Here is a 16,764-nt window from a genome sequence, read left to right on the forward strand (position 1 = left end):
ACCTCAGGCCAGGTGCACGGCCAGTGCCCTGGCCACCAGAGCCGCGGCGTCCGCTTCCGGATCGACCAAACGCAGGCTGCGATTGGCCCGCGCGGTGGCGATTCCGTGCACATTGGCCCACAGGGCGATCGCACGGTGGCGCGGGTCGATCGCGCTCGATCCCGCCGCCGCGCCGACCAGCTCGGCGAACCGCGCGAACAGCGGCAGGCTGACCGACCGCAGATTCTCGCCGGAGCCTTCGAGCAGGTCGTGACGGAACATCAAGGTGAACATCTCCGGCCGCCGCGCCGCGAACTCGATGTACTCGGCGCTCATCCCGGCGAGACGGTCGCGCGCCGCCCCGGCGTCCACCGCGGCGAACCGGTCCGCGAGGTCGGCGAACCCGCGCGCGGCGATGGCGGCCAGCAGTGCGCGATGGGTGGGGAAATACCGCCGCGGCGCACCATGTGAAACGCCCGCGGCCCTGGTGATCGCCCGCAGTCCCAGCCCGGCGGCGCCGACCTCTTCGAGCAGATCGACGCCGACGTCGACCAGTCGATCTCGCAGCGACTCGCTCTCGGCCATGTGGACATTGTCCACAGCTGCCGCCGCGCCACCGCACCCGGGCGTAGACACTGTCTACGAGATCGGGTAGACAATGTCTACGCTTACTCTCCTGGAGGTCTTCGTCGTGTGGTACCCGCTGTTCAAGTACGTCCTGCTCGGTCCGCTGCTGCGGCTGCTCGGCAGGCCCGTGGTCGAAGGACTGGACAACATTCCGCGCACCGGGCCGGTGATCATCGCGGCCAACCACCTCGCCGTCATCGACTCGCTCTACCTCGCGCTGGTCGTGCCACGGCGCGTCACGTTCCTGGCGAAACAGGAGTACTTCACCGGAAAAGGTCTGCGCGGCCGGATCAACCGCTGGTTCTACTCGGTCTCCGGACAGGTGCCGGTCGATCGGACCGGCGGTGACGCGGCCGCCGCCGCGCTGGCCGCCGCCACTCGCATCCTGGCCGACGGCGGGGTCTGGGCGATTCATCCCGAAGGCACCCGTTCACCCGACGGGCGGATCTATCGCGGCCGCACCGGCGCGCTGCGGGTCGCCATGGCCACCGGCGCGCCCGTTGTTCCGGTGACCATCTCCGGCACCGATCGGGTGAATCCGCGCGGCAGCCGCCTGCTGCGTTTCGGCAAGGTGCGCATCGCGTTCGGCGCGCAGCGCCGTTATCCCCCCGCCGCGCAGCGTCACCAGGTGCGCGCCGCGACCGACGAGTTGATGCGCGAACTGGCCGCCCGCTCGGGACGCTGCTACGTCGATCGTTACGCCGCAACCTTTCCGGCGGCTGTTTCGCGCCCCTGACCTGCGCCCCTGGAAATGGGGTTAACGCTGAGCCACTATGGCGTGATAGTTGGGGGAGGCCGGTCCCCGGCAACGGTGGGTGATGGAGGAGTTGGGACTTTGAGCAGATTCACCGACGAGATGTACGCGACCGCACAGACCTCCGAGCGCGGACTGGTGACCGGCGAGCCCGGCGCCCCGCTGCGGCGCACGTGGGCCGAGATCCACCGAATCGCCCGGCGCATGGCGGGCGGGCTGGCCGAAGCAGGCATCGGGCACGGTGACGCGGTCGGCGTGCTCGCGGGCATGCCGGTCGACATCGCGCCCGCCTGCCAGGCCGTCTGGATGCGCGGCGCGTCGATCACCATGCTGCATCAGCCGACTCCGCGCACCGACCTGGTGGTCTGGGCGCGCGACACCGAAACCGTGCTGACCATGATCCAGGCGCGCGCGGTCGTGCTCGGCGCGCCGTTCGAGGCGGCCGAGCCGCTGTTGCGCGAACGCGGCATCACCGTCGTGCGCATCGACCAGCTGCCCGACGGCCCCGATATCGACCCGGTGCCCACCGCCGAGGACGATATCGCCTTGCAGCAGTTGACTTCCGGCTCGACCGGCTCGCCCAAGGCGGTGCGGATCACGCACCAGAACTTCTTCGTCAACGCCTACGCCATGTTCGACCGGGTGAAGTTCCAGCTCGACGATGACGTGATGGTCAGCTGGCTGCCGCTGTTCCACGACATGGGCATGGTCGGATTCCTCAGTGTCCCCATGCAAATCGGCGCCGAAGTGGTGTGCGTGACGCCGCTGGACTTCCTCACCAGGCCGCTGCTGTGGGCCGAGCTGATCAGCAAGTACCGCGGAACCGTCACCGCCGCACCGAACTTCGCCTACTCGCTGCTGGCCAGGCGGCTGCGGCAGGCCGACGACGGCGCGTTCGACCTCAGCAGTGTGCGGTACATGTGGAACGGCGCCGAACCGGTGGACCCGGACACCATGGAGGCGCTGGCCGACGCCGGAAAGCGCTTCGGCCTCAACCCGATGGCGCTCACCCCGGTCTACGGCATGGCCGAGACCACGCTCGCCGTGTCGATCCCCGATCCCGGACACGGACAGGTGCTCGACGTGATCGACGCCGACCTGCTCGAGGCGATCGGCAAGGCGGTGCCGGTTCCGGAGGAACACGGCCAACCGGCGAACATCCGGCGATTGCCCACCCTCGGCTACCTGGTCGACAACTTGGAGGGCAGGATCGTCGACAGCGAACGTCAACCGCTCCCGGCCCGTTCGGTGGGTGTGATCGAATTGCGCGGTCCCGCAGTCACTTCGGGGTACCTGACGGTGGACGGATTCCAATCGGCCCAGGACGAAGACGGCTGGCTGGACACCGGCGACATCGGCTACTTCACCGACGAGGGACTGATCGTGGTGTGCGGCCGGATCAAAGACGTGATCATCATGGGTGGCCGCAACATCTACCCCACCGATATCGAGCGCGCGGCGGCCAGGGTGGACGGCGTGCGGCCCGGCAACGCGGTGGCGGTGCGCCTGGACGCGGGCCAGAAGCGGGAGAGTTTCGCGGTCGTGGTGGAGAGCGGCTCCCACCAGGATCCCGAAGAGGTCAAGCGCATCGAGCGCGAGATCGTGCACGCGGTCTTCGCCGAGGTCGGCGCACGGCCGCGCACCGTCGCCGTGCTCGGCCCGGGGGCGCTGCCGAAGACGTCCTCCGGCAAACTGCGCAGGGCGGCGACCGCGATCCATCTGTGATCCGGAGCACCGGTCACCGAACCGCTTGTCAGCGGCCGCCCTGGCGTCGCCCCGCCCGTCCGACGGGTTGGGCGGCCGGGACGCCGCAGCGCGATCGCTCCCCCACGGCGAGCGTTGGCGAAGGCCGGCTCGTTCCCGGCTCAGTGCACTTGGTTCTGCGCGGTCTCCAGCCCCACGCGCAGCAGCAGTTCCACCGCGTCGGCGGCCTGCTCGACGATCACGGGGACTTCCTTGCGCTCCGGCGCCGAGAACGGCTTCAGCACGTAATCGGCCGGGTCCTGGCGGCCCGGCGGGCGGCCGATGCCGATCCGGGTGCGCAGGTAGTCCTTGGTGGTCAGGGCGCTGGAAACGGAGCGAAGACCGTTGTGCCCGCCCTCACCTCCGCCGCGCTTGAGGCGGATCGCGCCGAACGGCAGGTCGAGTTCGTCGTGCACGACGATCACCTCGGTCGGCGGCACGGAGAAGAATTTCGCCAGCGCGGCCACCGGCCTGCCGGACAGGTTCATGAACGACCGCGGCTTGGCGATCAGCACCTGACGCCCGTCCAGCCGCGCCTGCAGCAGGTCGGCGCCGGATTTCTTGTGCACACCGAAACGGCCGCCGACGCGCTCGGCGAGCACGTCGGCGACCAGGAAACCGACATTGTGCCGGGTGCGCTCGTACTCGGGACCGGGGTTGCCCAGTCCGACGACGAGCGCGGGCCCGGCGGACGATTCGGTACTACTCAGCGCTCTCGCCCTCGGCCTCGGCCGCACCCTCGCCCTCGACGGGCTCGGCGGCCGGGGCGGCGATGACGTTGACGATCAGGGTCTCGGCATCGGCGGCCAGGCTGACGCCCTCGGGCAGCCGCAGCTCGCCCGCGGTGATCTGGGTGCCCGCCTCGACGCCCTCGACGGAGACCTCGATGGCCTCGGGCAGGTTCAGCGCGTCGGCCTCGACGGAGACCGTGGTGGCTTCCTGGGTGACCAAGGTGCCGGGGGCGGCGTCGCCGGTGACGGTGACGTTCACGTCGGCGGTGACCTTCTCGCCGCGCTTGATGATCAGCAGGTCGGCGTGCTCGATGTAGCGGCGGATCGGGTGCACCACGACGGACTTGGTCAGCGCGAGCTGCTTCTTGCCGTCGATGACCAGGTTCAGCACCGCGTTGGTGCCGTGCTCACGCAGGATGGCGGCGAAGGCCTGGGCGTTCACCGAGAGATGCTGCGGGTCGGACTGGTGGCCGTACAGCACGGCGGGGACGTTGCCCGCACGGCGGGTGCGGCGCGCGGCGCCCTTGCCGAACTCCGTGCGTACGGCTGCTTCGAGAAGGTTGACGTCGGACATGACTGGATCTACTCCTACGGCTCTTCCGGGGCTGTCAGTTACACGTCAGGGGTGCTGCACACCTGACGGATGGTCTATTCGTCGGGGCGAAGACCGAACAGGGACGGCCGGAAGCCGCGCCGCGTCGATCACGGTGTCGCAAAACTGGTCTGCGGTCACCCTCGCCGAGACAACCCGAACACCATACCCCAGCGCAGAGGCGCTCTTTGAATCGGGTGGTCACCGGCGGTTCGGCTCGCGCTCGAGCGCGTCGCGTACGCTGGCGTGGTTGCCGATCGGTCGTCTGCGAAAGGTTGTCTTGCGTTGAGCGCCTCCCCTGAGGGTGTTGTCGCGCCCGCATCCCGTGGGTTATCCGCCGAGGTAGCCCGCCGGCGCACGTTCGCGGTGATCTCCCATCCCGACGCGGGCAAGTCAACGCTCACCGAGGCGCTGGCCCTGCACGCCAGGATGATCTCCGAGGCGGGCGCGATCCATGGCAAGGCCGGGCGCAAGTCCACCGTCTCGGACTGGATGGAGATGGAGAAGGCGCGCGGCATCTCGGTCAGCTCCACCGCGCTGCAGTTCAACTACCGTGCCGCGGGCTCCGACGTGGACAGCGTCATCAACCTGGTGGACACTCCCGGCCACTCCGATTTCTCCGAGGACACCTACCGGGTGCTCACCGCCGTCGACGCCGCGGTGATGCTGATCGACGCGGCCAAGGGCCTGGAGCCGCAGACGCTGAAGCTGTTCCAGGTCTGCCGCCACCGCGGCATCCCGGTGATCACCGTGATCAACAAGTGGGACCGGCCGGGCCGCGCGCCGCTGGAACTGCTCGACGAGATCAGTGAGCGGATCGGGCTCACCCCCACCCCCTTGTTCCTGCCGGTCGGTATCGCGGGAGACTTCCGCGGCCTCCTGCGCCGCGGCCCGGAAGGCGCCGCGCTGGAATACATCCACTTCACCCGTACCGCGGGCGGCGCCACCATCGCGCCGGAGGAGTCGCTCACGCCCGAAGCCGCCGAGGCGCGCGAAGGAGAAGCGTGGAGCACCGCCGCGGAGGAGAGCGAGCTGCTCTCGGCCACCGGCCAGGACCACGACCAGGAATTGTTCCTGGCCGGACAGACATCGCCGGTCATCTACGCCTCGGCGATGCTGAACTTCGGCGTGCGGCAGCTGCTGGAGACCTTGGTGGCGCTCGCGCCGGCGCCGGGTCCGCGGCGCGACATCGACGGCAAGCCGCGCGAGACCGGTGACCCGTTCAGCGCGGTGGTGTTCAAGGTGCAGGCGGGCATGGACGCCGCCCACCGCGACCGCCTGGCGTTCATGCGGATCGTGTCCGGCGAATTCGAACGCGGCATGGTGGTCACCCACGCGCAGACCGGGCGACCGTTCGCCACCAAGTACGCGCTGACCGTGTTCGGCCGTGAGCGCGCCACCGTCGACACCGCCTACCCGGGTGACGTCGTCGGCCTGGTCAACGCGACGGCGCTGGCTCCAGGGCACACGTTGTTCGTGGACAAGAAGGTGGAGTTCCCGCCGATCCCGTCGTTCGCCCCGGAGCATTTCGCGGTGCTGCGTGCACGCAGCGCGGGCAAGTACAAGCAGTTCCGCAAGGCCGTCGACCAGCTCGATTCCGAAGGCGTCGTGCAGGTGCTGCGCAACGACATCCGCGGCGACGCCTCCCCCGTGCTGGCCGCGGTCGGCCCGATGCAGTTCGAAGTGGTGACCGCGCGCATGCTCGCGGAGTTCAACGTCGAGACCACGATGGAGCACCTCGGGTACACGCTGGCCCGGCGCACCGACGCCGCGTCGGCGGACGAACTCGGGCGCCAGCGCGGGGTGGAGGTGTTCACTCGCTCAGACGGTGCGCTGCTGGCGTTGTTCAGCGACAAGTGGCGGCTGCAATACATCGAGAAGGAGCACCCGGCGCTCACCTTGGAGCCCCTGGTCGCTACCGCCGACTGAGTCAGCCGGCCTCGGACTCCGGTCGCGGCGGCGCGGTGCCGGGGTCGCGTTCGATCGATGAGATGCCGTCCTCTTTGGCGATCAGGCCCCAACGGCTGGAAGTCAGGCGAAGGCTCGGCAGATCGCTGAGGGACAGCACCACTTCATAGGTGCGTTCGTAGCCGGTGTGCGAGATCCGCCACCGCCCGTCGTCGCAGCGCACGTAGCGGTCGGTGTAGAACGCCGCGCCGCGCAGCAGCATGTTGTGGCCCGGAATGAGCACCGTGTCGGCGAGGTACCAGGTGCCGGTGGCGGTGTCGCCGTCGACATCGATCTCGGGGTGATCACAGCGGTGCTCGGTGATCACGTGCGGCCCGAGCGTGTTGCGCATGAACGCGATGAACGCCTCGCGCGATTCGAACTGGAGGTATTCGCTGTAGGTGGCGGTCGCCTCGGGCACCATGGTGTCGGCGAAGTCATCCCACGATTTGGTGTCGAGGGTGCGCAGATACCGGTACTTCAGCCGCGAGATCGCCGATACGTCGTCGGGCTCGCGGCCCTCGTCGCGACCGCGGGCCGACCGCGGATCGTCTCGCACCCGCCCGAAGTCGATCGGCCCCGCGTCGAAGCGCGGCCGGTCGTCGGAACGCCGGTCGCCCGGATCGCGTTCGCCGGTGCTCGCCGCCCGCTGACCGCGGCTCGGCCCGGAAGCGGCCGGATCGATGTCTCGCTCCTCGGGCTCCGGCCCGCTCGAATCTATGTCCACCCCGCCGCGCTCCTGGCGGCCCGGGGGAAATCCCGAGTCGTCGCGCTGCGGATTACCGGGACCCTTGCCCCGGTCGTTACGCGTTTGCCCGGCGATGCCCAACCCTGGGTCGCCGCGCCCCTGCCCGCCGGTTCGCTGATCCATACTCTCAACAATCCCATCCCGAGTGCCGGATTGGGAGAGTTGTATCAGATTGCTATCACGACGAGCCGCAACATTCCCACGAAGATCAACTTCGGGGACGTCAGCTGTTGATCGTGAAGCAGGTGCGGCAGAAGTCCTCGCCGAACTCGGTCAACCGGAGACTCTTGCGGACGATCTTCGGCGCCCGGCCCGCCTTCTTCAGCGCCGCCTCCACCACGGGCTGCACCTCGAGCACCATGTACCGGCTCAGCACCACCGGGTCGTCCGAGGTCAGCGTCAGCCCGAGGCGGTTGAGGTTGATCAGGTAGGACCGCGCCCGGTCCGGGTAGCGCACCCCCGCCTGCTCGGGCACGGAGGTCAGATCGCCCTGCACCAGTTCCGAACCGATGCCGAGTGGACGGTTGGTACGCACGTCGACCGACGGCTGCGGGCCGTTGAGCGCCATGAAGCGCAGAATGCGCGCCTCGTCGGGCGCGAGTTCGTCGAGGATGCGGTCGTAGGCCGGGTGCACGTCCTCGGTGAAGTAGACGTCGGCGGACCTGGCCAGCAGCGCGTCGCCGCGGCGGCGCAACTCCTCCGTGCTCGCCGAGCGCAGGTACGGCCCGACGGCCAGCGCTTGCTGCGAGGTGGGTCCGTTGGACGTGGGGACATAGCTGACGATCTCCCGGACCGATCCCTCGGTGACGCCGAGCGCGCTACGGGCGATGGAGCGCAACGCGTTCCCGGTCCGCTCGGCGATCTCCGCCGAGGACTCCCCGTCCAGAGCGGCCTGGGTGATCTCCTTGGTGACCTCATAGGTCGTGCCGACCGCCCATTGGCTCCCGCGCACGACGGTGCCCGCAGCCACTCCGGCCGCGCGGAACACGCCGCGGATCAGCCGGGCCTCATTGCTGATCTGCCGCTGTTCGACATCCGAACTGCGCTCGACGGCGCGGGAACCTGGCCGCGCCACGTCCTGTCCGGTCCTGTCGTCTGCCACGTTTTCTCCGATATCGCCGGGGGAACGAATCCGTCCCACAGATTACTTCCCCTTGGGTGGCGGGGCATTCGCACCGTCTGACTCGGACAGTGCGACCGGCACACGGCGCGCAATAAGGTTTCTTCGCCGAGGGGGTGCTAGTTTTGGGTGCCGGTGAGGCGGCGATCACCGGTGTATCGGCAGGAGGGTGTCGTGTTAGAGAGTGTTTTCGGAATCCACCCGACGATCCTCCTCGAGCTCGTGACCATACCGCTTTTCACCGGAGTGATCGGCTACATCACCAACTGGACCGGCGTGCTCATGCTGTTCAAGCCGGTCGCCTTCCACGGCGTCCGTGTTCCCGGCCTGCGCGCGCTGTATCCCTTCCTTCCCAAGCGAATTCAGGTCCTGCCGCTGCTCAGCTACGACGGCCGGTTCGGGTGGCAGGGCATCGTCCCGTCCCGCGCGGACAAGATGGCCAGCATCGCGGTCGACAAGGGCCTGGCCAAACTGGGCAGCGTCTCGGACTTCTACCGGGAGCTCGAGCCCGACAAGCTGGCCGAGCATCTCGCGAGCATCGCCGACGTGCAGATCAAGGACATCGTCGAGGACATCCTGCGCCGCGAGCACCCGCAACTCTGGTACAACCTGCCCGCCCAGGTGCGCGACATGGTGCACGCCAGGGTGCGCCAGCAGCTGCCGGAGATCCTGCGCGAGCTGACCGAGGAATTGGGCGCGAATATCGATCAGCTGCTCGACGTGAAGCAGATGGTGATCCGCTACTTCCAGGCCAGGCCGCATCTGCTCAACACGCTGTTCCAGGTGCTCGGCGCGAAGGAACTGCGTTTCATGCAGAACTTCGGTTTCTACTTCGGCGCGCCGATGGGCGTGTTGCTGGTCGCAGTCCTGCATCTGACCGGCTGGCCCAGTCTGGCGGTGCTGCCGATCGGCGGCGTCATCATCGGCTGGGTGGTCAACTGGATCGGCATCAATATGATCTTCGCGCCCGCATATCCGAAGTGGTGGGTCCCGTGGCGGCAGGGCCTGCTGATCAAACGGAAGTCCGAAATCACCGACGGATACGCGGAATTGGTTTCCAGCCAGGTGATCACCGTGGCGAATATCGGCGACGAGTTGCTCAACGGCCCGCGTTCGGACCGCACCATGCAGATGCTGGAGGACACGCTGCGCCCGGCCGCCGACCGCGCGCTCGGGCCGGCGCGCCCCGCGGTCAAGTTCATGCTCGGCAGCCGCGAATACGACTCGCTGCAGTCGACCTTCACCAGCGAAGCCATGGCCATCGCGCCGATCGCGTTCGCCGACCCGGAATTCAACGTCCGCCAGGGCAGGCAGATCAACGAGTACATCGCGCGGCAGATGGCGATGCTGTCGCCGCCGGACTTCGTCGACATGCTGCGCGCGGCCATCAAGCAGGACGAATGGCTCCTTTTCGTCCATGGCGGCGTGTTGGGGCTGTTCGCCGGATACGCTCATATCCTGATCTTCGGAACGGGAGTGGCGACATCATGGCTGTAGCGGGTCCGGACGACGGCGATATCGAGGCCGTCGAGCACCTCGGCGCGGCGACGGCGGATGCCGAGCCATCGCAGGAGATCGCCCGGCGGCCGGCTTCGGATATCGCGCACACCGACGAATCATCAAGACGGGTAACGGTTCCCCTGGCCACGGTGCGCGCCGCCACGGGTGTGGCACGGGTCGCGTGGACGGCGGTCACGGGGGTGACGTCCTGGGGCGTCGGCACCGCGGTCGGCGTCACCTCGACCGTCGTGCGGCGCAGCATCGAGGGAGCCCCGCCGCGAGAAGTGCTGGCCGAAGCCGAGTCCGAGGTTCGCGACGCGATGCGCAAGGCGCTCGGGATGCCCGCGGCCACGGAACCGGCCGCGCAGGAGGCGGTGCCGACGCTGCGTGAACAGGGCGCCGCGCTGCTGCGGTTGTCGGCCAGTCCGCACGGCGAGGACGACAACCACCCGGCCTTCGCGGGCATGCTCGGCGAGCTGACCCCGGATGAGGCGCGCATCCTGCGCTTCCTGCATCTGGACGGGCCGCAGCCCTCGATCGACATCCGCACCGGCCGCCCGCGCGCGCTCGGCTCCGAACGCCTCGGCTCGATGCTCACGCTGATCGGCGAGCACGCCGGCCTGCGCTTTCCGAACCGGATCCAGCAGTATCTGACCAACCTGCGCAGGCTCGGCTTGATCGAGCACGCGCGCGAGCCGGTCGGCAACCCGAACCGGTATCAGCTGCTGGAGGCGCAGTCACCGGTGCGCGAGATGCTGAAGCGCTCCGGCTTCGGCACCAAGGTGATCTACCGCAGCGTCGTGCTCACCGATTTCGGCGCGGACTTCGTGCGCACCTGCCTGCCGGTGGTCGTGCAGGACGGACGCGCCTCGGGCCACTAGGTCGCCCAGCCGCGCAGCGCCATCTCGGCGACGCGCTGGAGTTCGGCGCGACTCGCCCCGTCCCGCGCCGCCTGGGACATGCCCTGCATCACCGTGCCGACGTAGCGGGCCAGTGCGCGCGCGTCGAGATGGCCGGGCAGCACGCCCGCGTCGATGTCGGCCTGGATGCGTGCGGCGAACGTGTCGATGTTCCGATTGCGCAGCTCGCGCAGGAAATCGGCGATCTCGGGGCTGGTGGTGTTCACGCCCGCGCTGATCACCAGGCAGCCGTGCGGACATTCCGGCCGGGTGTACTCCGTCGCGGCCTCGCGCAGGATCCGCCGGACCGCCGCGTCCGCGGTGTCCTCCTCGGCCAGCGCCCGCGCGACGAATCCGCCGTAGCGCGCGCCGAAATTCGCCACCACCTCGGTGAACAACGTCTTCTTGTCGCCGAACGCCGCGTACAGGCTTGGCGCGCCGATGCCCATGGCCGCGGTCAGGTCGCCGATCGAGGTGGCCTCGTACCCGCGGGCCCAGAACAGCCGCATGGCCTTCTCCAGCGCCGCGTCCCGATCGAAAGACCGCGGCCGCCCTCGGGTCGTCGTGCTCATGGCGCAATTCTATAGCGCTCACTAGATAATGTGCTACCTTGCTTTCTGTAGCGGTCGCTAGAGAAAGGAAGGCGTCATGGGCGCACTGACGGGCAAGACGGCACTGGTCACCGGAGGCAGCCGGGGCATCGGACGGGCTATCGCCGAACGACTGGGACGCGACGGCGCGCGCGTCGCGGTGCACTACCACCGCGACGAACAGGCCGCGAAGGAGACCGTCGCCGCGATCGAGGCCGCGGGCGGCGCGGCGTTCGCGATTCGCGCCGAACTGGGCGTGCCCGGCGACGCGGAGGCGCTGTGGGCGGCGTTCGACGCGCACGCCGACGGACTGGACATCCTGGTGAACAACGCGGGCATCGACGGCATCAGGGAGCCGATCGCCGGGACCGACGAAGCGGCGTTCGACCGGGTCTTCGCGGTCAACGCCAAAGCCCCGTTCTTCATCACCCGCCTCGGCCTGGACCGCCTGCGCACGGGCGGGCGCATCATCAACATCTCCACCGGACTGACCCACGGCGCACACATGCCGCAACTGATCGCCTACACCATGACCAAGGCCGCGATCGACAGTTTCACCAGCGTGCTGGCCAAGGAGGTCGGCGCGCGCGGCATCACCGTGAACGCGGTGGCGCCCGGCATCATCGACACCGACATGAACGCGAATTGGCTGCGCAACGCCGAAGCGCAGGCCTCGGTGGCGACGATGTCCCCGCTCCGGCGCGTGGGGCAGGCCGCCGACGTCGCCGACGTCGTCGGGTTCCTCGCCTCCGACGACGCACGCTGGGTGACCGGGCAATGGATCGATGCCACCGGCGGCGCGCTGCTATAAGGCGTACCTCCGCCTTCGCTCCGGCCGTGCGCAGGCTGAAGACGGACTCCGTCCGACCGCACCCATTACGCTTGAGCACCGTGCTGTCAGTTGTGCCGAGTCCCGTCACCGTGCGGGCGCCGTCGAAGGTGAACCTCCATCTCGGAGTGGGCGACCTGCGGGCCGACGGCTACCACGACCTGACCACGGTGTTCCAAGCGCTGTCCCTGAGCGACGATCTGGAGATCGCGCCGGCCGGCTCGCTGGCCGTCCGGGTCACCGGAGAAGGCGCCGCGGAGGTGCCGACCGACCGGACGAATCTGGTGTGGAAAGCCGCCGTCCGGCTCGCGCATCTCGGCGGCCGCGCTCCCCTGGTGGAAATCGCCATCACGAAAGGCATTCCGGTGGCCGGCGGCATGGCAGGCGGCAGCGCCGACGCCGCCGCGGCGCTGGTCGGGCTGAACGAGTTGTGGGATCTGGGACTGTCCAGGGAGGAACTGAGCGCGGTGGCCGCCGAACTCGGCAGCGATGTTCCGTTCGCCCTGCACGGCGGCACCGCGCTCGGCACAGGACGCGGCGAGCGCCTGTTACCGGTGCTGTCGCGCAATACGTTTCACTGGGTGCTCGCCTTCGCCAAAGGCGGATTGTCCACGCCTGCGGTGTTCGCCGAACTCGACCGGTTGCGCGAGCACGGCGAACCGCCCCGGCTCGGCGAGCCGCAGCAGTTGATGCAGGCGCTGGCCTCCGGCGACCCTCGGCAACTCGCCCCGCTGCTCGGCAACGATCTGCAGGCCGCCGCGGTGTCGCTGAAACCGGAACTGCGCCGCACGCTGCGCGCGGGCGTCAGCGCGGGCGCGCTGGCCGGACTCGTCTCCGGCTCCGGACCCACCTGCGCGTTCCTGTGCGAGAGCGAGGAATCGGCGATCGCGGTGGCCGCCGAACTCGCGGGCGCGGGCGTCTGCCGCAGCGTGCGGACGGCCAGCGGACCCGTGCCGGGCGCGCGCGTCCTCAGCGGCGACGCGCCGGGAAAGCACTGACCGCCGGAGGCCGCGGACAGATGCGGCTTCCGGCGCGGGAAGTCGCCGAGTGCCACCCGAGCGCGCCCCGGCCGAAGCGCGCAGCACCACGGTGCCGGCAACTACACCGCAGTCGCGAACGCGTTCGTCCACCGCGCGGCCCAACGCATCGGTTCCGCGTATTGTCGGCCGCGCCGTACGATCCGGGCAGGCGCGGCCGAACGGCTCGAGTTCCGATGGGGTGTCCACTGCACGATGCTGCGATGACACTGCGGCGCGCACGAATATCCGTGGCCTGCCGCCGATACGCGACGGGAATACTCGGCATCACGGAAGGGCTCGACCCGCACACGACGCAGGCCGAGCCGATCCAGCGGGAACGCTCGGCATCACCGAGCGCCCCGCACGGCCGATGCGCGGCCTTGCTCAGGGCAGCAGGTCGGCCAGCCGATCGATTTGATCGGCGTCGCGCCCGTAGCAATAGAACATCACCTCGTCCGCGCCGAGATCACCGAATTCGGCCAGCGCGGCGCGGATCTGCGCGGGTGTGGTGAGCAGGCCGGCGAGGATGCCCTCGGTATAGCCGCTGAACTCGTAGTAAGCGCCCATCGATGCGCGGGCGTCCTCGATCACGTCGTCCGGACCGAGGGCCACGTTGACTTGGGCGACGATCCTGGGTTCGCCCGGTCTGCCGTGGTTCTTCCACGAAAGGCGGACGGTGTCGAAGAGTTTGCCCGCCCACGAGGGCGGGGCGGCGGCGAGAAACCCACCGCCCCAACGACCGACGCGCTCGAGCGCCGCGGGCTGGAAACCGCCGAACAGGATCTCGGGCCCCTCCTGGCGCAGCGGCGCAGGGCCGATCGGCCCACACTCGTCGCCGTAGGGCTCACCGGCCCACAGGCGGCGCATGAGCGCGAGCTGTTCGTCCAGGCGGCGGCCCCTGGTGCGCAGGTCGGTGCCGGAGGCCGAGTGGTCGTCGGCGCGACCGCCGACACCGAGACCGAGCACGAACCGTCCGCCGGACATCCGGTCCAGGGTGGCGGCCTGTTTGGCGAGCAGCACCGGGTCGCGCAGCGGCGCGAGCAGCACTTCGGTCTGAACGCGGACGCGGCTGGTCGCACCCGCGATCGCGGCCAGCGCGATCAGCGGCTCGGGATTGTCGTAGACCAGCCGATCGAGCAGGCCGAGCGTGCGGAACGGGCCCGCGTCGGCGCGCCGGGCCCAGTCGAGCAGCGCGGCGGGATCGGAAATGGGCAGGCCGAGGCCGACGTGCATGGGAATCCTCCAGAGAACATGCGGAATGGGATGGAGCCGCCCGCCGACGCCTCTGCTCGAGGCGGGCGTCCCACTCTGCGGCTGTACTTCTGGGGAGCGCCGATTCGGTGTCATCGAACGAACAGCGTTCGTTCTACCGGCCAATCTAGACGAACACCGTTCGTCGACGCAAGCTCGCCGTCGTTCGCCGGGACGGCAGACGGTCCACCCAGGTCGGTACGCTGGCCCGGGGCGTTATCGGACCGCCCCCGCAAGACACGGAAGGATCCATGTCCAACCTGATCAATCTCGAACAGGTCCACAAGAGCTTCGGGATCAAGCCGCTGCTGGAGAACGTCTCGCTCGGCGTGCACGCCGGCGAACGGATCGGAGTCGTCGGCCTCAACGGCGGCGGCAAGACCACCCTGCTCGAGGTGCTCACCGGCATCGAGGAACCCGACAGCGGCCGGGTCAGCAGGCTAGGCGGCCTGCGCATGGCGGTGGTGACCCAGCGCGGCACGCTGCCCGCGGGCGCGACGGTCGGTTCGGTGGTGCTGGCCGGGCTGGCCGACGACGCGATGACCGACGAGGTCGCCGAACACGAATGGGCCGCCGACCCGCGCATCCGCTCGGTGATGGACGGCATCGGCATCGCGGGCCTCGGCATGGACACCTCGGTGGACAACCTCTCCGGCGGTGAGCGTCGCCGGGTCGCGCTCGCCGCCGCGCTGGTGCGCGAACTCGACCTGCTCGTGCTCGACGAGCCGACCAACCACCTGGACGTCGAGGGCGTGCAGTGGCTGGCCGCGCACCTGCTGGGCCGCCGCAGCGCGCTGGTCGTGGTGACCCACGACCGCTGGTTCCTCGACACCGTCGCCACCAGCACCTGGGAGGTGGTCGGCGGCAAGGTGGAAAGCTACGAGGGCGGCTACGGCGACTGGATCTTCGCCAGGGCCGAGCGCGCCCGCCAGGCGGACGCGTCGGAGGCCCGGCGGCGCAATCTGGCTCGTAAGGAACTGGCCTGGCTGCGGCGCGGCCCGCAGGCGCGCACCTCCAAGCCGCGCTACCGGGTCGAGGCCGCCGAAGCCCTGATCGCCGACGTGCCGCCGCCGCGCGACAACGTCTCGCTGGCGGCCTTCGCGCGCAAACGCCTCGGGCGCGTTGTCGTCGAACTCGAGGACGTCACGCTCACCACGCCGGACGGCCGGGAACTGGTCCGCGACCTGACCTGGCGGCTGGCGCCGGGCGAGCGCGTCGGCCTGGTCGGCGTCAACGGCTCGGGCAAGACGACGCTGTTGCGCACCCTGGCGGGAGACACCGGCGCGACCTTGGCCGCGGGCAAGCGCATCCAAGGCCAGACCGTCCAGATCGGCTGGCTGCGCCAGGAACTCGACGACCTGCCGACCGACCTGCGCGTGCTGGAAGCGGTGCAGCAGATCGCGCAGCGAATCATGCTGGGCGACAAGGAGATCTCCGCCGGACAGCTGGCCGAGCGGCTCGGCTTCACCCCCGCCCGGCAGCGCACGCCGGTCGGCGACCTGTCCGGCGGCGAGCGGCGGCGCCTGCAGCTGACCCGCATCCTCATGTCGGAACCGAACGTGCTGCTGCTCGACGAGCCGACCAACGACCTGGACATCGACACCCTGCAACAACTGGAGGACCTGCTCGACAACTGGGCGGGCACGCTGGTCGTGATCAGTCACGACCGGTACCTCATCGAGCGGATCTGCGACTCGACCTGGGCGTTGTTCGGCGACGGCAAGCTCACCAACCTGCCCGGCGGCATCGAGGAGTATCTGACCAAGCGCGCGGCCCTCGCCGCGAACCAGGCCCGCGCCGCCGCACCGGAGGCCAAGCCCGCCGACGCCCCGGCCACCGACTCCGCGGCCTACCGCGCGGCCCGCAAGGAGCTGACCCGGCTGGAACGCGCCATCGACAAGCTGTCCGAGCGCGAGCAGCGCTTGCACGTCGCGCTGGCCGACGCCGCCACCGACCCGGACAAGCTGGTCACCCTCGGCGCGGAGCTCAAGCAGGTGCTCGCGGAGAAGGAAACGGCCGAAGAGCGCTGGCTGGAACTGGCCGACGGCGTGTGAGCCTCGGCTCGCCCAGCAGGACCGGGGCTCAGGAAGGGATGTGCCACTCCGGAGCCCGCGCGGGCACCCTTGCCCGCATATACCCTCAGGGGGTATCTTTCGAGTGTCGGGTACCCCCCGGCCGTATGAAGAACTGGATGCGAAGGAGTCGGACATGCCCACCACCACCTACACCGTCACCGGGATGACCTGCGGGCACTGCGTCAGCTCCGTCAAGACCGAGATCGGCAAGATCGACGGCGTGACCGGAGTCGAGGTGGATCTCGCCAGCGGCGCCGTCCGCGTCGACAGCACAGCGCCGATCGCCGACGCCGATATCGTCGCCGCCGTGGACGAAGCGGGCTACGAAGTCGCCGTCTGACCCGGTCGCACCCAGCGGCT

General features: G+C 69.4%; 16 protein-coding genes. 9 read left to right on the forward strand and 7 right to left on the reverse strand.

The features are described from left to right. Positions 1 to 3: 3 nt before the first annotated feature. Positions 4 to 564, reverse strand: a complete 561-nt coding sequence (locus tag ACH49X_RS30245) for a TetR-like C-terminal domain-containing protein (RefSeq protein ID WP_357208023.1) — start codon at positions 562 to 564, stop codon at positions 4 to 6. A gap of 106 nt (positions 565 to 670) precedes the next feature. On the opposite strand from ACH49X_RS30245, the gene ACH49X_RS30250 reads away from it, so the two are divergent. Together ACH49X_RS30250 and ACH49X_RS30255 are read left to right on the forward strand one after the other, a co-directional pair. After that, on the forward strand, positions 671 to 1,342 hold the full coding sequence (locus ACH49X_RS30250; RefSeq protein WP_195082651.1) for a 1-acyl-sn-glycerol-3-phosphate acyltransferase: 672 nt from the start codon (positions 671 to 673) through the stop codon (positions 1,340 to 1,342). Positions 1,343 to 1,441: 99 nt separating this feature from the next. Next, positions 1,442 to 3,085 (forward strand): fatty acyl-AMP ligase, encoded by a 1,644-nt coding sequence (locus ACH49X_RS30255; RefSeq protein WP_195082470.1) that lies wholly within the window; start codon positions 1,442 to 1,444, stop codon positions 3,083 to 3,085. A gap of 140 nt (positions 3,086 to 3,225) precedes the next feature. On the opposite strand, the gene pth is transcribed toward ACH49X_RS30255, so the two are convergent. After that, positions 3,226 to 3,840, reverse strand: a complete 615-nt coding sequence (gene pth / locus ACH49X_RS30260; RefSeq protein ID WP_350906490.1) for an aminoacyl-tRNA hydrolase — start codon at positions 3,838 to 3,840, stop codon at positions 3,226 to 3,228. Then, the gene (locus tag ACH49X_RS30265; protein ID WP_357103761.1) at positions 3,806 to 4,408 is read right to left on the reverse strand and encodes a 50S ribosomal protein L25/general stress protein Ctc; all 603 of its coding nucleotides are present in this window, start codon (positions 4,406 to 4,408) and stop codon (positions 3,806 to 3,808) included. Before ACH49X_RS30265 ends, pth begins: the two co-directional genes overlap by 35 nt. 303 nt (positions 4,409 to 4,711) lie before the next feature. On the opposite strand from ACH49X_RS30265, the gene ACH49X_RS30270 reads away from it, so the two are divergent. Continuing rightward, positions 4,712 to 6,355 (forward strand): peptide chain release factor 3, encoded by a 1,644-nt coding sequence (locus tag ACH49X_RS30270; RefSeq protein WP_195082468.1) that lies wholly within the window; start codon positions 4,712 to 4,714, stop codon positions 6,353 to 6,355. 1 nt (position 6,356) lies between these two features. Here the strand turns inward: ACH49X_RS30270 and ACH49X_RS30275 are convergent, their stop codons facing one another. Both ACH49X_RS30275 and ACH49X_RS30280 read right to left on the reverse strand, forming a co-directional pair. Continuing rightward, positions 6,357 to 6,932 carry a nuclear transport factor 2 family protein gene (locus ACH49X_RS30275; protein ID WP_323124169.1) on the reverse strand — a complete coding sequence of 192 codons (576 nt, stop codon included), beginning with the start codon at positions 6,930 to 6,932 and terminating at the stop codon, positions 6,357 to 6,359. A 412-nt stretch (positions 6,933 to 7,344) separates the two neighbouring features. Further along, positions 7,345 to 8,223: an Abi-alpha family protein gene (locus tag ACH49X_RS30280; RefSeq protein WP_323124158.1), complete on the reverse strand. Its 879-nt coding sequence runs from the start codon at positions 8,221 to 8,223 to the stop codon at positions 7,345 to 7,347. 240 nt (positions 8,224 to 8,463) lie between these two features. Here ACH49X_RS30280 and ACH49X_RS30285 point away from each other — a divergent pair, with 240 nt between their 5' ends. Together ACH49X_RS30285 and ACH49X_RS30290 are read left to right on the forward strand one after the other, a co-directional pair. Continuing rightward, complete coding sequence (locus ACH49X_RS30285) at positions 8,464 to 9,738, forward strand: hypothetical protein (RefSeq protein ID WP_244891732.1); 1,275 nt, start codon at positions 8,464 to 8,466, stop codon at positions 9,736 to 9,738. Beyond that, entirely contained in the window at positions 9,729 to 10,622 is an 894-nt protein-coding gene (locus ACH49X_RS30290) for an Abi-alpha family protein (RefSeq protein ID WP_195082467.1), read from the forward strand. The genes ACH49X_RS30285 and ACH49X_RS30290 overlap by 10 nt, the downstream gene beginning before the upstream one ends. On the opposite strand, the gene ACH49X_RS30295 is transcribed toward ACH49X_RS30290, so the two are convergent. Continuing rightward, positions 10,619 to 11,212 (reverse strand): TetR/AcrR family transcriptional regulator, encoded by a 594-nt coding sequence (locus tag ACH49X_RS30295; protein ID WP_195082466.1) that lies wholly within the window; start codon positions 11,210 to 11,212, stop codon positions 10,619 to 10,621. The two genes, ACH49X_RS30290 and ACH49X_RS30295, sit on opposite strands and share 4 nt — an antisense overlap. A 76-nt stretch (positions 11,213 to 11,288) precedes the next feature. On the opposite strand from ACH49X_RS30295, the gene ACH49X_RS30300 reads away from it, so the two are divergent. Next, positions 11,289 to 12,041, forward strand: coding sequence for an SDR family oxidoreductase (locus ACH49X_RS30300; protein ID WP_195082465.1), 753 nt, complete (start codon positions 11,289 to 11,291; stop codon positions 12,039 to 12,041). A gap of 80 nt (positions 12,042 to 12,121) precedes the next feature. Next, positions 12,122 to 13,057 carry a 4-(cytidine 5'-diphospho)-2-C-methyl-D-erythritol kinase gene (locus tag ACH49X_RS30305; RefSeq protein WP_195082464.1) on the forward strand — a complete coding sequence of 312 codons (936 nt, stop codon included), beginning with the start codon at positions 12,122 to 12,124 and terminating at the stop codon, positions 13,055 to 13,057. A gap of 405 nt (positions 13,058 to 13,462) precedes the next feature. On the opposite strand, the gene ACH49X_RS30310 is transcribed toward ACH49X_RS30305, so the two are convergent. Next, complete coding sequence (locus ACH49X_RS30310) at positions 13,463 to 14,311, reverse strand: LLM class flavin-dependent oxidoreductase (RefSeq protein WP_357103768.1); 849 nt, start codon at positions 14,309 to 14,311, stop codon at positions 13,463 to 13,465. Between the two features lie 269 nt (positions 14,312 to 14,580). Here ACH49X_RS30310 and ACH49X_RS30315 point away from each other — a divergent pair, with 269 nt between their 5' ends. Both ACH49X_RS30315 and ACH49X_RS30320 read left to right on the forward strand, forming a co-directional pair. After that, positions 14,581 to 16,383, forward strand: coding sequence for an ABC-F family ATP-binding cassette domain-containing protein (locus ACH49X_RS30315; RefSeq protein ID WP_357103771.1), 1,803 nt, complete (start codon positions 14,581 to 14,583; stop codon positions 16,381 to 16,383). 154 nt (positions 16,384 to 16,537) lie between these two features. Then, positions 16,538 to 16,744, forward strand: coding sequence for a heavy-metal-associated domain-containing protein (locus ACH49X_RS30320; RefSeq protein ID WP_195082461.1), 207 nt, complete (start codon positions 16,538 to 16,540; stop codon positions 16,742 to 16,744). Positions 16,745 to 16,764: the final 20 nt, after the last annotated feature.

Source organism: Nocardia sp. NPDC019323 (assembly GCF_044389845.1).
GTDB classification, from domain to species: domain Bacteria; phylum Actinomycetota; class Actinomycetes; order Mycobacteriales; family Mycobacteriaceae; genus Nocardia; species Nocardia implantans.

Bases quoted from the DNA above. Each gene is read 5' to 3' on its own strand.
- ACH49X_RS30265 (WP_357103761.1), bottom strand. From the start codon at position 4,408: ATGTCCGACGTCAACCTTCTCGAAGCAGCCGTACGCACGGAGTTCGGC.
- ACH49X_RS30245 (WP_357208023.1), bottom strand. From the start codon at position 564: ATGGCCGAGAGCGAGTCGCTGCGAGATCGACTGGTCGACGTCGGCGTC.
- ACH49X_RS30320 (WP_195082461.1), top strand. From the start codon at position 16,538: ATGCCCACCACCACCTACACCGTCACCGGGATGACCTGCGGGCACTGC.
- ACH49X_RS30295 (WP_195082466.1), bottom strand. From the start codon at position 11,212: ATGAGCACGACGACCCGAGGGCGGCCGCGGTCTTTCGATCGGGACGCG.
- ACH49X_RS30315 (WP_357103771.1), top strand. From the start codon at position 14,581: ATGTCCAACCTGATCAATCTCGAACAGGTCCACAAGAGCTTCGGGATC.
- ACH49X_RS30290 (WP_195082467.1), top strand. From the start codon at position 9,729: ATGGCTGTAGCGGGTCCGGACGACGGCGATATCGAGGCCGTCGAGCAC.
- ACH49X_RS30310 (WP_357103768.1), bottom strand. From the start codon at position 14,311: ATGCACGTCGGCCTCGGCCTGCCCATTTCCGATCCCGCCGCGCTGCTC.
- ACH49X_RS30300 (WP_195082465.1), top strand. From the start codon at position 11,289: ATGGGCGCACTGACGGGCAAGACGGCACTGGTCACCGGAGGCAGCCGG.